Annotated in this window: 15 protein-coding genes; 9 read left to right on the forward strand and 6 right to left on the reverse strand. The window is 34.2% G+C overall.

Translation table 11 applies throughout. The features are described from left to right. Positions 1 to 9: 9 nt before the first annotated feature. Positions 10 to 1,044, forward strand: coding sequence for an ABC transporter ATP-binding protein (locus SM124_RS01180; protein WP_322444654.1), 1,035 nt, complete (start codon positions 10 to 12; stop codon positions 1,042 to 1,044). 21 nt (positions 1,045 to 1,065) lie between these two features. After that, positions 1,066 to 2,007 carry an ABC transporter ATP-binding protein gene (gene oppF / locus SM124_RS01185; protein WP_322444655.1) on the forward strand — a complete coding sequence of 314 codons (942 nt, stop codon included), beginning with the start codon at positions 1,066 to 1,068 and terminating at the stop codon, positions 2,005 to 2,007. A gap of 322 nt (positions 2,008 to 2,329) precedes the next feature. On the opposite strand, the gene SM124_RS01190 is transcribed toward oppF, so the two are convergent. Then, complete coding sequence (locus SM124_RS01190; RefSeq protein WP_322444656.1) at positions 2,330 to 2,515, reverse strand: hypothetical protein; 186 nt, start codon at positions 2,513 to 2,515, stop codon at positions 2,330 to 2,332. A 271-nt stretch (positions 2,516 to 2,786) separates the two neighbouring features. On the opposite strand from SM124_RS01190, the gene SM124_RS01195 reads away from it, so the two are divergent. The 7 genes from SM124_RS01195 (at position 2,787) to SM124_RS01225 (ending at position 13,869) form a co-directional block, all read left to right on the forward strand. Continuing rightward, positions 2,787 to 3,362 carry a GNAT family N-acetyltransferase gene (locus tag SM124_RS01195; protein WP_322444657.1) on the forward strand — a complete coding sequence of 192 codons (576 nt, stop codon included), beginning with the start codon at positions 2,787 to 2,789 and terminating at the stop codon, positions 3,360 to 3,362. Positions 3,363 to 3,925: 563 nt separating this feature from the next. After that, the gene (spxA, locus tag SM124_RS01200; protein WP_322444658.1) at positions 3,926 to 4,321 is read left to right on the forward strand and encodes a transcriptional regulator SpxA; all 396 of its coding nucleotides are present in this window, start codon (positions 3,926 to 3,928) and stop codon (positions 4,319 to 4,321) included. A 423-nt stretch (positions 4,322 to 4,744) separates the two neighbouring features. Continuing rightward, positions 4,745 to 5,410: an adaptor protein MecA gene (gene mecA / locus SM124_RS01205; protein WP_322444659.1), complete on the forward strand. Its 666-nt coding sequence runs from the start codon at positions 4,745 to 4,747 to the stop codon at positions 5,408 to 5,410. A 151-nt stretch (positions 5,411 to 5,561) separates the two neighbouring features. After that, a complete protein-coding gene (gene cls, locus SM124_RS01210) occupies positions 5,562 to 7,073 on the forward strand; it encodes a cardiolipin synthase (RefSeq protein WP_322444660.1) in 1,512 nt (503 codons plus the stop codon). A gap of 97 nt (positions 7,074 to 7,170) precedes the next feature. Further along, entirely contained in the window at positions 7,171 to 8,373 is a 1,203-nt protein-coding gene (locus SM124_RS01215) for a competence protein CoiA (protein WP_322444661.1), read from the forward strand. Between the two features lie 194 nt (positions 8,374 to 8,567). Next, complete coding sequence (gene pepF, locus SM124_RS01220) at positions 8,568 to 10,382, forward strand: oligoendopeptidase F (RefSeq protein WP_322444662.1); 1,815 nt, start codon at positions 8,568 to 8,570, stop codon at positions 10,380 to 10,382. Positions 10,383 to 10,836: 454 nt separating this feature from the next. Then, positions 10,837 to 13,869 carry an efflux RND transporter permease subunit gene (locus SM124_RS01225; RefSeq protein WP_322444663.1) on the forward strand — a complete coding sequence of 1,011 codons (3,033 nt, stop codon included), beginning with the start codon at positions 10,837 to 10,839 and terminating at the stop codon, positions 13,867 to 13,869. A 16-nt stretch (positions 13,870 to 13,885) separates the two neighbouring features. Here the strand turns inward: SM124_RS01225 and SM124_RS24160 are convergent, their stop codons facing one another. From SM124_RS24160 to SM124_RS01245, 5 genes are all read right to left on the reverse strand, one after another. Next, entirely contained in the window at positions 13,886 to 14,059 is a 174-nt protein-coding gene (locus SM124_RS24160) for a hypothetical protein (protein ID WP_507185120.1), read from the reverse strand. Positions 14,060 to 14,393: 334 nt separating this feature from the next. Beyond that, positions 14,394 to 15,254 carry a ClpXP adapter SpxH family protein gene (locus tag SM124_RS01230; RefSeq protein ID WP_322445034.1) on the reverse strand — a complete coding sequence of 287 codons (861 nt, stop codon included), beginning with the start codon at positions 15,252 to 15,254 and terminating at the stop codon, positions 14,394 to 14,396. Between the two features lie 14 nt (positions 15,255 to 15,268). Continuing rightward, positions 15,269 to 15,676 (reverse strand): globin domain-containing protein, encoded by a 408-nt coding sequence (locus SM124_RS01235; RefSeq protein WP_322444664.1) that lies wholly within the window; start codon positions 15,674 to 15,676, stop codon positions 15,269 to 15,271. A 612-nt stretch (positions 15,677 to 16,288) separates the two neighbouring features. Then, positions 16,289 to 16,912, reverse strand: a complete 624-nt coding sequence (locus SM124_RS01240) for a lytic transglycosylase domain-containing protein (RefSeq protein WP_322444665.1) — start codon at positions 16,910 to 16,912, stop codon at positions 16,289 to 16,291. Between the two features lie 17 nt (positions 16,913 to 16,929). Further along, on the reverse strand, positions 16,930 to 17,511 hold the full coding sequence (locus SM124_RS01245; RefSeq protein WP_322444666.1) for a CYTH domain-containing protein: 582 nt from the start codon (positions 17,509 to 17,511) through the stop codon (positions 16,930 to 16,932). Positions 17,512 to 17,586: the final 75 nt, after the last annotated feature.

Here is a 17,586-nt window from a genome sequence, read left to right on the forward strand (position 1 = left end):
GTGAATTAAATGGAAAAAATTCTAGAAGTTAAAGACCTTAATATATCTTTCCATACCTTTGCTGGTGAAGTAAAGGCAATACGTGGTGTTAACTTTCAACTTAACAAAGGTGAAACGTTAGCCATCGTAGGTGAATCTGGTTCTGGTAAGTCAGTAACTAGTAAGAGTATTATGAGACTTTTACCTGAAAGTAATTCTGAAATTAAAAACGGTGAGATTCTTTTTGAAGGAAAGGATTTAACCAAATTATCCGATAAAGAGATGCAAAAGATTCGTGGTAAAGATATTTCGATGATTTTCCAGGATCCGATGACATCTTTAAATCCAACCATGACAGTTGGAAAACAAATCATGGAACCAATTATTAAGCACCAAAACATGGATAAGTCTTCTGCAAAAGAAAGAGCCATTGAATTACTTCGTTTAGTTGGTATTCCAAAGCCAGAAGAGCGTTTTAAACAGTATCCACACCAATTTTCAGGTGGTATGAGACAAAGGGTTGTTATTGCAATTGCTCTTGCATGTAATCCTAAAATATTGATTGCAGATGAGCCAACAACTGCACTTGACGTTACGATTCAAGCTCAAATTTTAGAACTTATGAAAGCTCTTCAGAAGAAAATTGATACATCGATCATTTTCATTACTCATGATCTTGGTGTTGTTGCTAATGTTGCTGATCGTGTTGCTGTCATGTATGGTGGTAGAATTGTGGAAATCGGTACGGTTGACGAAATCTTTTACAACCCTAAACATCCATATACATGGGGACTAATCAGTTCTATGCCAGATTTAGATACAGCTGAAGATGAATTATATGCTATTCCAGGTTCACCTCCAGACTTACTAAATCCACCTAAAGGTGATGCATTTGCACCGCGTAATCAATTTGCGATGAAGATTGATTTAGAAAAAGAGCCTCCTATGTTTAAAGTATCAGATACTCACTATGCTGCAACTTGGTTACTACATCCGGATGCACCAAAAGTAGAGCCACCAGCTGCCGTTCTTAAGAGAATGCAACAGTATCCTGGAGTTAAATAGATAAAAGGAGGTAAGAATTCAATGAAAACTAGAAAAAAACTGCTAGAAATTAAAAATCTTAAACAACATTTTAACGTTGGTAAACCAAACGAAGTTAAAGCAGTTGATGGTTTAACTTTCGATATTTATGAAGGTGAAACACTTGGTCTAGTTGGTGAATCTGGTTGTGGTAAATCAACTACTGGTAGAACCATTATCCGCTTGTACGATGCAACAGATGGCGAAATCATATTTGACGGCGAAAATATTCAAGGGAAAAAATCAAAAGCTGATTTAAAGAAATTTAATCGTAAAATGCAAATGATTTTCCAAGACCCTTATGCTTCATTAAACCCTAGAATGAAGGTTGCTGACGTAATTGCTGAAGGAATCGACATTCATGGTTTAGCTAAAACTAAAGAAGATCGAATGAATAGAGTAGTTGAGCTTTTAGAAACGGTAGGACTAAACAAAGAGCATGCGAATCGTTACCCACATGAATTCTCTGGTGGACAAAGACAGCGTATAGGGATTGCTCGTGCACTAGCTGTAGAACCAGATTTCATTATTGCGGACGAGCCTATCTCTGCTCTTGACGTTTCAATTCAAGCTCAAGTAGTAAACTTAATGAAAAAACTACAGCGTGAAAAAGGTTTAACATATTTATTTATCGCCCATGACCTGTCAATGGTGAAGTATATAAGTGATAGAATTGGAGTTATGTATTTCGGAAAGCTAGTGGAGCTAGCACCAGCTGAAGAATTATACAAAAACCCAATGCACCCTTATACACAGTCACTATTGTCAGCTATTCCATTACCAGATCCTATCTCAGAACGTACTCGTAAACGTAAAACTTATGATCCAGCCATGCACAACTATGCTGGGGGTGAAGCGGTTGACTTTAGAGAAGTCGCTCCTGATCACTTTGTTTTATGTTCTGAAAAGGAATTTGAACAATATAAAAAACAATACAACAAATAATAAAAACGATCTCAGTTTCGAGATCGTTTTTTCTTTGAAACAGGAAAAGAAAAACGTTAAAAATAGAAAGAGATTCTTTAGAAAAAACGATATAGTATGTACTTTTTATCGCGGCGTTGACTTTAACACTTTTGTACGTTAACGCACTTTGCTTTCATCTAATATCATACAATAATTTATAGTAAAATACTATTGTAAATTTTAAAATTATTAGATAATTTACAATGAAATTACATGAATTATATAAACATCAATAAAAAAAGCTATCTGAAGTCGATAGCTTTTAAATCACTTAATTTTCATAAGTATTGAGTTGGTAAGGTTATTTCTTTTTCCCACCAACGCTTTTCCAACCTGTTTGGAATCTTGCGGATTGGTCTACGAATTCAGTTTTACGTTTACCTCCGAAAAGTCTTTCTCCGATTCCGTTAGTAATAACACCAATTAATGCAGTAATTCCAATAACAAGTATAGCGACTATTGTTAGATCCGTTATGTAACCAACCATGATAAACCCCCATCTTTCTTTTTCACAGTTGAACTTTTCTGTGATCAAATTTAAAAATTATTCTATCTTTATTGTAAAAGACTTTCGGTTGTATTAAAAGGGGGAATTCTACAAATACTTCGGTTAGTGTAGAAATTTTAAGTTTTTTAAGATTAAGACAAAGTATAAAAGGGAAGATAATAATTAGACAAAATGCTAAGTTTATCGGTTTAAATATACTAATAGGCGTTTTCATGTTAGAAAGGTGCCTTTTAATAAGGAGTTTAGATTCATGCATTGGTATGAAAAATTAAACAAATATTTCCCCATTGAAGAAATGAAGTCTAGAGAACATATGGAAACTTTACTTAGAGAAAGAGGGGACATCTACCACAAAGATGAGGGTCCACTTCATGTTCTTATGTATGTAGAACTTGATTACTTTGTTTTTATTGATTATTTATTCGTTTCCAAAGATGCTCGTGGTCAGGGGCTTGGTCATAAATTAATGGAAAAACTGAAAAAGAAGGGGAAACCTATTATTCTTGAAGTTGAGCCAATTAATTACGAAGATACGGATACAGAAAAAAGACTGCGGTTTTATAAGCGTGAAGGATTTGAGCATGCTAAATCCATTGGATACGAAAGAAGATCTTTAGCAACAAATGAAATTAATGCAATGGAGATACTATATTGGGCTCCTAATAATGAAAGCGAAGAAATGATTTACGATGCGATGAAAAAAACGTATGAAATGATTCATACGTATAAGGACAAACAGATTTATGGACAGTCCTATCAACCGGTTGAAGAGGTATTAACATTTGAAGAGGACCGAGACAGAGAAAATTTATTAGAGGATATTTAATTATGGGGCAGTCACATGAGTGACTGCTCTATTGTTTTTAGGAAGTAAAAGCCCTTAGAGGTTTATGACCTAAAAATGGGGGTAAAGTTTAATTAACATAACAACTATGTACATATAAAAGAACACACTACCGAAACACGTCATTATAGAAATATAAGTACTTTTCAAACAGTAAGTTTTAAATTTTGAAAAAAAATGAAACCTTTAGGCATTTAATACGTCTAATATATAGGACAATCCAATTATAAATTCTCTAGGTTAAATTTCTTTTGACCTATATTAGAAATATTTTAAAAAATTCTTAAGAAAATAAGGTGAGTTTAGGAAATAACTGGGGAATAACCATACGATAAATACGGGTAGTTACAGCGATAACAAGGATTTTTTGTAAGAAAACGTTATCATGAAAAAGAGGGTATCATTTTCTCAATTAGTGTTGTATAATTAATAATAGGAATTACTTCTTTAAAGTAATTCCAAATTAAGTAAGACTCTAGTTTAGTTAATTCAATATCAAACTATAGATTTATAATTCGTTTTATAGAAGGAGTGTGGAATTGTAAATGGTCACATTATACACTTCACCTAGTTGTACATCTTGCCGTAAAGCAAAGGCTTGGTTAGAGGAGCATGAAATTGGGTACACTGAAAGAAATATTTTTTCAGAGCCTTTATCTATTGATGAAATAAAAGAGATTCTTCGTATGACGGAAGATGGAACAGATGAGATTATTTCGACTAGATCAAAGACGTTCCAAAAGCTTGATGTTAACTTAGAGTCAATGCCGCTTCAAGATTTATTTGAACTTATTAAAGACAATCCTGGATTACTCAGACGTCCAATTATTATTGATGAAAAACGTCTTCAAGTAGGATATAACGAAGATGAAATCCGTCGTTTCCTTCCTAGGAAAGTACGTACATTCCAACTTCGTGAAGCACAGCGTCTTGTTAACTAAATGTAATGGACCTTCGATATAGTATCGGAGGTCTTTTCCTTTTCTCCATAAAGTGGTGAGGAAAAGAGCCAAATGAACCTCACTATAGATGAAAGACTAATTTATTGTGACTCTTGAATTTTTCTGATAAGATACTACAAATAAGCTTTTTTAAAATTTGTACAAGCTATAGAAAAAATCTTTCATAGTTACTAATTAATAACCTTATGTACCTATGTTTCATAGGCATGAGATGGTTTTTCGAAAATTGAACAATTTTATTTCCCTTTCCTCTCTGTTTGTCATAAAATAAAAGTACAAGGTAACAATACTATTTACCACATAATTTTACAGTAATTTGATAAATATGAAGGTAAAGGGTAACACGTTTCTGCATGGGGGTATATAGTCCCTTCCAATAATGCAAGAAGGGAGAGGTTACTGGTGGAGATTGAACGTATTAACGATAATACCGTGAAGTTTTATATTTCATACGGTGATATAGAAGAAAGAGGCTTTGACCGTGAGGAGATTTGGTACAATCGTGAGAGAAGTGAAGAACTTTTCTGGGAAATGATGGATGAAGTTCATCAAGAAGAGGACTTTATTATTGAAGGACCTCTTTGGATTCAGGTTCAGGCATTAGATAAAGGGCTTGAGGTATTAGTAACAAAAGCTCAATTAACGAAGGATGGACAAAAATTTGATTTACCACTATCCGATGAAAAGCTGAGGGACCTTCCTGTTGATGAACGAATTGAGGAGTTATTAGACCAGCATTTCAATTCGAAAAACAATGAACAAGATGAACCTTATGAGGATACGCTTGAATTCCTTATTACTTTTAAAGACTTTGAAGATCTAATCTCACTATCAAACAGAAATATTTTAGATTCACTTATGACAAAGTTATTTAACTTTGAAGGCAAATATTATTTATTTGTTGAGTTCCCTGAAAATCAATATGATGAAGATGAAATTGATAACAGCCTAAGCATTCTACTTGAATATGGCCAGGAGACTCAAACAACGATTCATCGTGTAGAAGAATACGGGAATCTTATTATTTCAGAAAATGTATTCTCTGAGCTTAGAAAGTACTTCAAATAAACTTCCGATTTCAGTAATGAAATCGGTTTTTTGTATTCAGCCATTCTAAAATAAGACTCAGATTAGACAGCTTGTTTAATACTAACTTTTTAAGGGAAATCAATAAAATATTAAATCTAAATTTCATGTCAGTTATAGAAGGTGAAACGAAATGAAAAATACAGTTAGAGTTATGATTTTTTTAGGGGCAATTGTTTCTTTCTACTTTCTATTCCCGCATTACTTAAGTGGAGGGTGGTTAAGATACTTTAGTATTGTTATCACACTATCCGTTGTTTTTATAGGTTTTATCATATTTTTTGAAAACCGCCATCCGACTCAAACCCTAACTTGGCTTATCGTTCTTGGCAGTTTCCCGTTAGTAGGTTTTATCTTCTATTTGTTATTTGGTAGGAATTATCGAAAGGAAAAAATGTTTAGGAGAAAGTATTTTCTTGATAAACAAGCTTTCCTACAGTTTGGGGGAGAAAATGACCCAAAAAGTGTAGAAAAAGTAAATCAGATGGATCAGGATCAAAAACGTCTTTTTTACTTAGCTCAAAAGCTTGGAAATAGCCCTATATCCTTTGGAACATCTACAAAAGTATTAACAAATGGGGAAGAAACTTTTTCGAATATTCTCGAGGCTTTAAAAGGAGCCACACATCATATTCATTTGGAGTATTATATTGTTCGCCATGATGAACTTGGAGAAAAAATTAAGCAAGTACTAATTGAAAAGGCTAGAGAAGGAGTAAAGATTCGTTTTTTATATGATGCAGTTGGCTCATGGAAACTGTCTAGTCGCTATGTAGAGGAAATGAGGAGAGAAGGGATCGGTATGGTACCATTCGGTCCTGTGAGAATGCCTGTATTAAATAGTAAATTTAATTTTAGGAATCATAGAAAGATTATTGTGATTGATGGAAGTATTGGGTTCATGGGTGGGTTAAATATAGGTAACGAGTATTTAGGTAAGGATGAACACTTTGGTTTTTGGCGAGATACCCATCTTTGGCTAAAAGGGGAGGCTGTTAGAACATTACAGCTAATATTTCTACAGGATTGGTATTACATGACGAATGAGAGTTTCTTGACTGCCGAATATTTATCACCTCAGCTTGAGGAAAATATTCATGGAGGGGTCCAGTTAATTGCGGGTGGACCTGATAATGAGTGGAGTGTTATTAAGAATATATTCTTTTCTATGATTACCTCAGCGAAAGAGTCAGTTTGGATTGCATCACCCTATTTTATCCCAGATGAAGATATTTTCTCAGCCATTAAGATTGCTGCTTTAAGTGGAATTGATGTACGTATTCTAGTACCACAAAAACCCGATAAGAGAATTGTATTCCATGCATCTCGCTCTTATTTTCCAGAGTTGCTTGAGGCGGGGGTAAAGGTGTATGAGTATAAGAAAGGGTTCATGCATAGTAAATTTATTATCGTTGACCATGAACTTGCATCAATTGGTACATCGAATATGGATATGCGTAGTTTCCACTTGAATTTTGAAGTGAATGCTTTCCTTTATAAAACTAGAAGTACAGAGAAGCTCGTTCAGGAATTTTTAAAGGATTTAGAAGATACCAATCAAATTCAAATGGGTGAATTTAATAAAAGGCATTTCGGTCTAAGAATCCTTGAATCTACTTCAAGATTACTTTCACCATTATTGTAAAGCTGGGTCTAAATAAAGACTCAGTTTTTATTTTTTCTTGGAGGTATTTACAGCCTTAAGGGAGAATGTAAACTCTGAACGAAAGGAGTGAATTTGCTTGCTTACCGCTAAAAAGAAGGGCGGAGAAATGCTTTCATTAGGTGAAGTGAAGAACAAAGACCAATTGCTTCACATAAAAAAGACAGAAACATTTTATTGCCCACAGTGTGAAGAGAAGGTGATCTTAAAGACTGGGTCAAAAAGAATTTGGCATTTTGCGCATGAAAGAGGATCTGAATGTACCGAACAATATGACCGGGAGTCTGAGTATCATATGTTGGGGAAACTAAAGTTATATAAATGGTTAAGAAGTAAAGGAATACCAGCGGAACTAGAAACATACTATCCCATTATTAAACAAAGGCCTGATATCACCTTTTTATATGAAGGAAAAACGTATTGCATAGAATATCAGTGTTCGACTATTAGTGAAGAAATCTTTATAAAAAGAACGAAAAATTATAAGCGTCACCAACTAATTCCGATATGGATCCTTGGTGGCAAAAACATTAATAGAAGGCAGCAATATAAACTCTCTCTTTCTAACTTTCATTATTTGTTCGTTCAAACAACGTATTCCTCAAATTCTTACCTACACTCCTACTGTCCAAACGCTAACCAATGGGTAACATTAACTCATCTACAGCCCATTACCACTCGAAATACTTTTGCTCATTTAGCAATCACTTCTTTAGAGAACGTACCTTTATCCGAGCTTTTCAATCCTAGTGTAAAAAATCATTTATCATTTATAAGCTGGAGAGAAGAAATGAAAAGGCTAAAAACAACTATTTTAACGAGTAAACAGGCTTTTCAGGATCCATTTTTGAAAGAACTGTATCAGCATCAGCTAAATCCTTTGTTATTACCCCCCTATATTGGTATTCCTTTAGGTAAGAGCTATATGATTGAGACACCCCCACTAATTTGGCAGGCTTATTTTTTTATTGATAATTTGCTTGGAAAACAGATGGGAAGTCAAATAACCTATCATAACGTTTATTTAAATTTTATAAAGAGAATTAGGCTGAAGAAGATAAAGGTAAGGGAATTACCTTGCATTGACAAAGCTATACTGCCATGTCTTGTAATTGATTATTTATCGAAGCTAGAACAATTAAGTGTTTTAGAGAAAATTAATTCAAACACGTATATATGTAAGCAAACCATTGTGATTCCTAAGACCCTGGATGAATTACAAGTAGAAGAAAATTTAATATACCCCTTAATTACGACGAATTCTTCTAGAGAGAGGTTTTGAAATTAATTCTGAACAAAAAAGCTTATTATAAATGTTTACGATTGAATAGACATAAACTATAGGAGGTGTCCTTTGGTATTTATAAAATCATTGTGAAAACAGTCACTAATAAAGAAGGAATATTAGAAGGAAAAGTAGAAATTAAAGGATGTAATATTTTTCGTAAAGCGAAATGTTGAAATGGAGGGTCATGTATGACAAACGAAACAGCGGTAAAGAAACTTCCAACTAGAAGTGAGATTAATTTAGATTATACATGGAAACTAGAAGATATTTTTCTTACAGACCAAGCATGGGAAAGAGAGTATCAAGAGGTTAGTAATCTAATCCCTGGTATCGGTACGTATCAAGGCAAACTAAGTGAGAGTGCAGAAACTCTTTATAAAGCGTTACAGTATCAGGATGAGATTTTAGAGAGAATTGGTAAGCTATATACATACGCTCATATGCGTTATGATCAAGATACAACGAATTCATTTTTCCAAGGTCTTGATGACCGTATTAAAAATCTCTACTCACAAGTGGCTAGTGCGTTAGCTTACATTGTTCCAGAAATTCTAGCTATTGACGAAGAAAAAGTAAATGGATTCCTTAAGGAAAAAGAAGAATTAAAATTGTATGAGCAAGCTTTAAAAGAAATTAATTTACAAAGACCACACGTATTATCTGCTGAACAGGAAGCACTTTTAGCTCAAGCTTCTGAAGTGATGAACGCTTCAAGCAATACGTTTGGAATGTTAAATAATGCAGATTTAGAATTTCCTCATATTAAAGATGAAAATGGCGAAGATGTAGAGATTACTCATGGAAGATACATTCGTTTCTTAGAAAGTACAGACCAAAGAGTACGTAAAGACGCATTTAAAGCTGTTTACGATACGTATGGTAAGTATAAAAACACGTTCTCAAGTACATTGAGTGGAACAGTTAAAAAGGACAATTTCAACGCAAGAGTTAGAAATTATAATTCTGCTCGTCATGCGGCTTTAGCAGCAAACAATATTCCTGAAAAGGTTTATGAAAACTTAGTTAATACCATTAATGATAACTTGCATTTATTACACCGTTACGTAAAACTACGTAAAAAAGTGTTAGGGTTAAATGAGCTTCATATGTATGATTTATTTACACCGCTTGTAAAAGATGTAAAAATGGAAATTCCTTATGCTGATGCGAAGGACCTTATTTTAAAAGGATTAGCTCCTTTAGGTGAAGATTATCAAAATGTACTAAAAGAAGGCTTTGATAATCGTTGGGTAGATGTTTATGAGAATAAAGGAAAAAGAAGTGGAGCTTATTCATCAGGTTCATATGGAACGAACCCATATATTTTAATGAACTGGCAAGATAACGTGAATAACCTATTTACTCTTGCTCATGAATTTGGACACTCTGTTCATAGCTATTACACACGTAAACATCAACCATACGCATACGGAAACTACTCAATCTTCGTAGCAGAAGTAGCTTCAACATGTAATGAAGCTCTATTAAATGACTACCTACTAAAAACAATTGATGATGAGCAGAAACGTTTGTATTTATTAAACCACTATTTAGAAGGCTTTAGAGGTACAGTTTTCCGTCAAACAATGTTTGCTGAATATGAGCATCTAATCCATCAAAAAGCACAAAATAATGAAGCTTTAACAGCTGAATTATTTACAAAAGAATATTATGAATTAAATAAAAAATACTTTGGTGAAGATATTGTGATTGATGAGGAAATCGGTCTAGAATGGTCAAGAATTCCTCACTTCTATTACAACTATTATGTTTACCAATATGCTACAGGGTTTAGTGCTGCAACAGCATTAAGCAAACAAATTCTAGAAGAAGGTCAACCAGCTGTAGACCGTTATCTAGAGTTCTTAAAAGCCGGAAGCTCAGACTATCCAATTGAAGTGCTGAAAAAAGCTGGTGTTGATATGACTAGCTCAAAACCAATCGAAGATGCTTGTAAAGTATTCGAAGAAAAACTAAACGAAATGGAAAGTTTACTTTCATAAAATGATGTTGAAAAAGATCAAACCTATAGGTGGTTTGGTCTTTTTTGTTTGTAAAAGTCTCTTTTTTGTGAAGTTGTTGCTTTATTTATAGGCATTTAGTTGATTGGAGCGGAAATCAACGGACAAACTTAATGAAACCAACCCAATATAACAATCGATGCGAGAAGTGTCCCCTGAAATTTTTACCATTTAAATGACTGAGGTCACTACTAATCATTTTTTTCTTTTTCTATAATCATGTATAGTGAGTCTGGTTAGGAGGGTAAATTTTCCTGGTTAAATTTATTAGGCTGATTTCACAAAGTTTTAAAAAAGAGCCAATTATTAACAAATCTTAAACAATGTTTAAATCTCGTTTAATTTCTATGAAAGCTATTTTTAATTTTATTTAACCATGATATTATTCAGAAGTTGTTATTAAATGGATATATTTTGAATAGGAGGAAAAAATTATATGTCACATATAACCAAATGGTCATTTGGGAATAACGCGGCTGTTTCATTAATGACAGTCCTCATTCTCATAATAGGGGTAGTAAGTTACTTTACTCTCCCAATGGAATTCTTACCATCAGCTGATAATCCACAAGTTACGATTGTAGCGGTAGGGCAAGGAACAGATTCAAATACAATGGAAACAGAAGTCACTTCACCATTAGAAAGGGCTGTTGCTGGAGTTAAGGGAAAAAAGTCAACCTACTCTACTACTGGGGATGGATTTTCAAAGATTGATATTTTGTTTGAATCAGGAACCGACATGAAGCAAGCCAAACAAGAAGTAAGTGAAGCATTATCGAATGTTTCCCTACCACCAAACGTCTTGAAGCCTTCCATTACACAATTGAATACATCAGCAATACCAGTTTCACTCATTGCAATTACTTTTAAAGATGGAATCACACCAGAAAATATTAAGTTTATTAAAGAAAAAATTGAACCAAAGTATAAGGACATTAAAGGAGTTTCCGGCTTACAAGTCTCTGGTACAGAGGAATCATTCGTGTCAGTGAAGCTTGATAATGAGGAACTGACGAAGAAGCAAATCCCTATTCAAAGTGTGATGGGAGTTCTTCAAGGGCAGAACACAGCAGTTGCTTTAGGAGAAAAGATCATTAATGATAAAACAAGTAATATTAAAGTGATCGGTGATTTAACAAGTCTCGATAAATTAAAGAAACTGTCAGTAGCACCTGGGGTAAATTTAGAGGATGTAGCAAAGATAGAGTTAAGTAAACCAGAAAATGTAGTCAGCCGTTTTAACGGGGAAGATACTATTGATATTGCGATAACAAAGGATAGTAACTCTAATGCAGTAAAAGTTAGTAAAGACATTGACAAACTTACAGCAGAAATAAATAAAGAGTATGACAACTTAGAAGCAACTATCTATGTGACTTCAGCAGAAATGGTTGAATCCTCTGTTCATTCAATGGTAAAGGAAGTTCTTCTTGGTGCATTATTTGCAACGATTGTGATTATGATTTTCTTAAGAAACATTCGATCAACATTTATTACAATTGTCTCAATCCCGTTATCATTATGTTTTACGTTGTTCTTACTATCTCGCTCAGGAGTTACCTTAAATATTTTAACTCTTGGTGGGGTTGCTGTTGCTGTAGGACGATTAGTAGATGATAGTATCGTAGTAATTGAAAACATTTTCCGTAAAATGCAAAAAGAAAAGTTCTCTGTTCAGATGGTCATTGATGCGACAAAAGAAGTGGGCGTAGCCATTACAGCTTCTACGTTAACTACGGTGGCTGTATTTTTACCACTTGGCTTTGTAAATGGGAGTCTGAAACAATTTTTATTACCTTTTGCTTTAACCGTAACGTATTCTTTACTAGCATCATTGATTGTGGCGATTACCGTTGTACCTCTTATGAGTGCAGGGTTACTTAAAACGACTAAGTTGCCTGAACATAAGCCAGCTGTTCGCTTTACGAAATTGGTGACATGGTCCTTAAATCATAAATGGGTCGTTTTATCACTAGCCTTTATATTATTTGCAGGATCGATTGTGACATATTTTATGATGCCGAAAGGTGCAGTTGATAACTCAACAGCGGATGGAGTAGCTGTAACTCTTAGTTATCCAGTAAACACACCGATTGAAGAAGTGAAAGAAAATGCACTGAAATTCGAAGAGGAAGTCTTAAAGAAAGAAGAAATTAAATACTTATTCACACAAGTAGGTAGCACAGCCGAAGCAGCTAAGAGTGGTTGGATTAGCCCTCCTACTGAGGCAAACTTTACGATTTTATTAAAAAATCAAGATGATACCGATCGAATGATAAAAGAAATCGAGGAGATTGGTAACAGCTACTCGGATGCAAAATTCACTGCAGCTCCAGCTTCCTTTATGATGGGTGCAGCAAGTACTAATATTACTATTGATATAGTGGGAGATAATATTGCTGATTTAGAAGCTTCTGCTAGTGATATTGAAGAAAAAATAAAAGATATTAAGGGAATTGAAGAAGTAACAACAAACCAAGATGAGAAGAAGACGGTCTATTCTTTAAAAGTTGACCCTACAAAAGGCAACACAGAACAAGTGGCTCAACAGTTAGGAGTTATGTTAAATAAAACTCCTATCGGTACGGTTACGTTAGATGAAAAGCAAACAATGGTGATTCTTGAGCCAATCATGGATACAAAGTCTACAGAAGATTTAGAAGAAACACCGATTATGACTGCTACAGGAATGGTACCCGTATCTAAAGTGGCTACACTTGTCCAAGAAGATAAACCAACAACTATCTTCCATAAAGACGGTGAAACTTATCTACAATTAGCGGTATCTGTTGACCCAGCTAAATTATCAGATATTAATAAAGAAATTACTCTTGCAATATATGGGGATAAGAAAGAGAACAAAGAGATGGAGTTTCCAGAAGGCGTAGAGGTCTTCATTGGTGGAGCAAGTGTACAACAGGCGGATGACTTTACAGACTTATTTATGACCATGTTTATCTCTGTAGGTTTAGTATTCTTAATCATGGTTATCACATTTAAATCGTTTAGAGCACCAATTGCTATTCTATTCTCTTTACCATTAGCCGCTATCGGAGCTATTTTAGGGCTATTAGTAAGTGGAATTTCGGTTGATATCACTTCTCTATTAGGGGCTTTAATGTTAATTGGAATTGTCGTAACAAATGCTATCGTTCTATTAGATCGTGTGAAACAAAATGAGAAAACCATGATAATTCGTGATGCAATAGTGGAAGCGTCGGCTACAAGAATGCGTCCCATTATTATGACTGCTGTAGCTACCATTAGTGCTATGTTACCGCTATTATTTAAAAAAGCCGAAACAGGAAATTTAGTATCACAAAACTTAGCGGTTGTAGTTATCGGTGGTTTAGCAATGGCAACATTACTAACATTAATTGTCATCCCATGTATTTATGAGCTATTCCATTTTAGAAAATCGAAAAAACAAAGACTAAAACAACAACAGAGTCATCAGATTGCGGGTTAACAAGGAACTAGTGCTTTCAAAACCCTCTAAACCTTTTTCGATTATTTAAAAAGTTGAAGAACACAAGAAAAGAAATAAAAAGAATAGGAGAAGTAATTAGGATTGGTAATAAATTCATTAACCCTAAAATATTTAAGCAAAAAGATATTATAATGAATGAAAGAATTAGCCATAAATTGAATTTTTGCATTCTTACCAACTCCTTTTACTTTTGGGGAAATAATAGGGACAATCTGATTCGTTACTATAATGTATTCAGTTGTCCCTGTAAACATACTATGATTTTGACAATATTGTGAAATGAAACACAAACTTCTTGTCATTTGATTTTAAATCATGATATATTTTATATGTGAAGTTTATCACTAACAAACATATACCCCTTTGTTTGACCCGTGAAAATTTCTCCCATCCCCTTTGTTCGTATTTAATATAGAAAAAGGCCTTGCAGACAACCGGTTTGCAAGGCCTTTTTCGCTGTATCACATTTTTTTAAAAAAACGTGCTTATAATAAGCACGTTCATTACAAATCATTATATCGCCAAAATACTCCGTACTTAGCAGGAACTTGCTCAACCAATTGCTTTAACTGAAGCTTTTTCATTTCCCTATCGACTTCAGTCACGCTCATATTATAAACGACAGCTATTTCCTTTGAAGCAACGAGCTGATAGTATTTTAGAAATGCCTCAATAGGGGGAGGAGAGCATCTTTCAGGTTTGTTTGGTAACATTTCCTCTAAAATTTGTTCGTATATTTCATACGGGTAATATCCGGTTATTTTAATTCCTTCTTCTTCAATATTTTCGTTAAAGAAAACAAGTGTCGGTATTTCTTGTACGTCCATTTCTGCTGTAATCTTCAGGTCGCATTGAAAGGCCTTTGCAGCACTTTCAGAATGGATATCCGTTACAAATTCCGTTACGTCCAACCCTGCTTCTCTTGCACATTCTTTTAATACATCAAAATTAGAGATATTTTGTTTATCTAAAAATAACCGTTCTTGTAATTTTCTTAAAAAGCGGATGCCAGCTCGTCTTCCCTGGAGTTCAGCGGCCTTAATAGCGACAGATGCAATATGGGGAGATGATACCGGATTTTCAAACCATAGACTGCCGTCGCATGACATTCCTGTTCGACTGGCCGTTTTCTCCCAAAGGTCTGCAATCGTTTCAAACTTTTGCTTTCTTGCTAAATTTAATGTAGCAATACGACCGCTCAACACATGCTTTATTGAAAAATAGCGCCCATATTCAATTTGAAGCTTCTTAATAATAGGTTCTAGTGCCCAACATTCAGGACAGAGTGGGTCGATAAACAAATAAATCTCAATCGGCTTTTTTTCATTGCCGTGACAATAATGGGAAGATGTTGATTCGTTCATGGTTTCTCGATTCTTCACGAATGCTCACCCTCAGGTTTAGCCATTTCTTCTGTATTAATCATATGTTGGGCAGTGAGGACTAATCTTGAAAAGAAATCTTGTCTAAATGGTCCTTCCAAGCCAACATCATCCATTGCCTGATTCATACAGGATAACCATGCTTTAGCACGAGTCTCCGTAATTTCAAAGGGCATATGTCGTGCACGCATCATTGGATGTCCATGTTCAGATGTATAAAGAGGTGGACCACCAAGATATTGAGTCATAAATTGTTTTTGTTTCCTAGCCGTTTCTGTTAGGTCATCAGGAAAAATAGGGGCTAAATCCGGATGCTTGCTAACATGACTATAAAAAATATCTATTAAACGGTGTAACTTTTCCTCACCGATTTCCGTAAATGGTGTAGTCATTTTCTCGTTCATGTAAAAAACTCCTTTTAATGAGTGAGTTTAAAAATTTGTTCTTAGTATATTGTTTCATCAAGAAGTACACGAAGTAATAAGTGCAAGTTCATTTAAGTTATTCTTCATATTAAATGGACTAAGGGCCTGATGTAAAAGTCGATAGTAAAATTTTTACCAATCACTTGAGTTTTCTTTATTTTATCAATGAGTAAATGATATCTCAAACAATAGGCTCAGATACATTATAAATAGGAAGAAAAAGAGTAAAGTGTTTTTTACAATGAATCGATAGAATCACGTTAAAATCTTGTAAGCTTTAATCAATCTTTTATTTAATGTACACAAAAAGTCCATCTGTTACAAACAACAGATGGAGAATTTATTTGTCAAATTTATACTTGGGGTCGATAAGACTGTCATTCTTTTTTGTATAAAACTATTTTGTCCGTTCCTTTACGCTCCAGGCACTTGCTTTCCTCGGGGAGGAAGTCGAGCCTCCTCGCCGTTCCGGCTGCGGGGTCTCGACATTTCCTCTATATCCCGTAGGAGTCAAGTGCCTTCCGCTCCAATCCACTCAGTGGTTCAATTCTAAATAAGAGCAACCATTTATTTATAAAAAAGCCATCTTTTTTAAACTAAATCACGAGTAATTTTAGCTACATAGTTTTGTGTTTCTTTAAACGGGGGGATTCCACCGTACTTTGATACATTGCCAGGCCCCGCATTATAGGCTGCAAGTGCTAGTCTCAAGTTTCCATCGTATTTATCCATCATGTTTCGTAAATACTTACTTCCACCCATAATATTTTCACGAGGATCAAAAATGTTTTTTACTCCTAATCCTTTTGCGGTTTCAGGCATCAATTGCATCAATCCTGAGGCACCTGCTGAGCTAACTGCGTTTGGATTAAAATTAGACTCGTATTTAATCACTGTTTTAATTAAGCTGGTCGGCAAATTGTACTTTTCTGCTGCTTCCTCAATAATTGCATCAAATTCAGAAGGCTTATGATTGACTAACTTAGTAAGTTTGAGTGGAGGAAGACTTGATAGACCGTTCATAGGAACAGTCGGGTTAGTAACTGCTTCTCCTAATTTTAAGGTAGGATTATTTAACAATGGATTTGCACCCTCTAGTAACACTTCGTCCATCATTTCCTGAAAAAGAGAAGAACTATTTGATGTAGGAGAAGTACTTTGAAAGTTTTGAAGTGCTTGTAATTGAAACATAATTTTAAATTTTTCGACGTTCATATTTTATCTCCTAAGTTTCATAACTGTTTATATTTCGCTTCATAAAATCGTCTAACTTTATTAAGTGTTTTTCTAATAGGAATATTTTGATCTTGTAACAACTTGACATAGATCTCTTGACCTAAATCATACTGATTCACTTCATATTCTAACTCATAATCGTGTTGATTTAAATAGTAACTGTAATCCAAAACTAGTAACCCATCTTTGTATTCAAACTCTACTCTTTCAGTGGTTAGTGTACCGAAGTAAGTAAGTCCAGAAAAGTCTAAATCGATCTTCATTAGTTGACTCTTAATAGGTCCATCAACTAAAGTCCCATTGCTGATCATAGCTTCGGCTTCTTCTTTAGAGATCACCTGGTTTGTCTCAAGGATTCCTTCATTCAATGGCTCCTTTAAGGTCATTTCAAAGGTATCATTTTTCTCTCTTATTCTTAAAGCACATTTGTTGTCTTTTAAAATAAATGTAGGTGTATCGAAATAGTGATTAACTTGCTTTCTGAACATAGAATCTTCAATATGAAAATAGGCTTTTAACCGATTAAACTCTTCTTTAGTAAGTAAGTTTTTAAATTCAATTTCTATTTGTTGAGACACGCTACTCTTCCTTTCAAATGCAATTCATTTCATTATCACTTTTTCTAGATAAAACTTCAATGTACTTCCTAAACT

The organism is Robertmurraya mangrovi (assembly GCF_034427655.1).
Taxonomy (GTDB): domain Bacteria; phylum Bacillota; class Bacilli; order Bacillales; family Cytobacillaceae; genus Robertmurraya_A; species Robertmurraya_A mangrovi.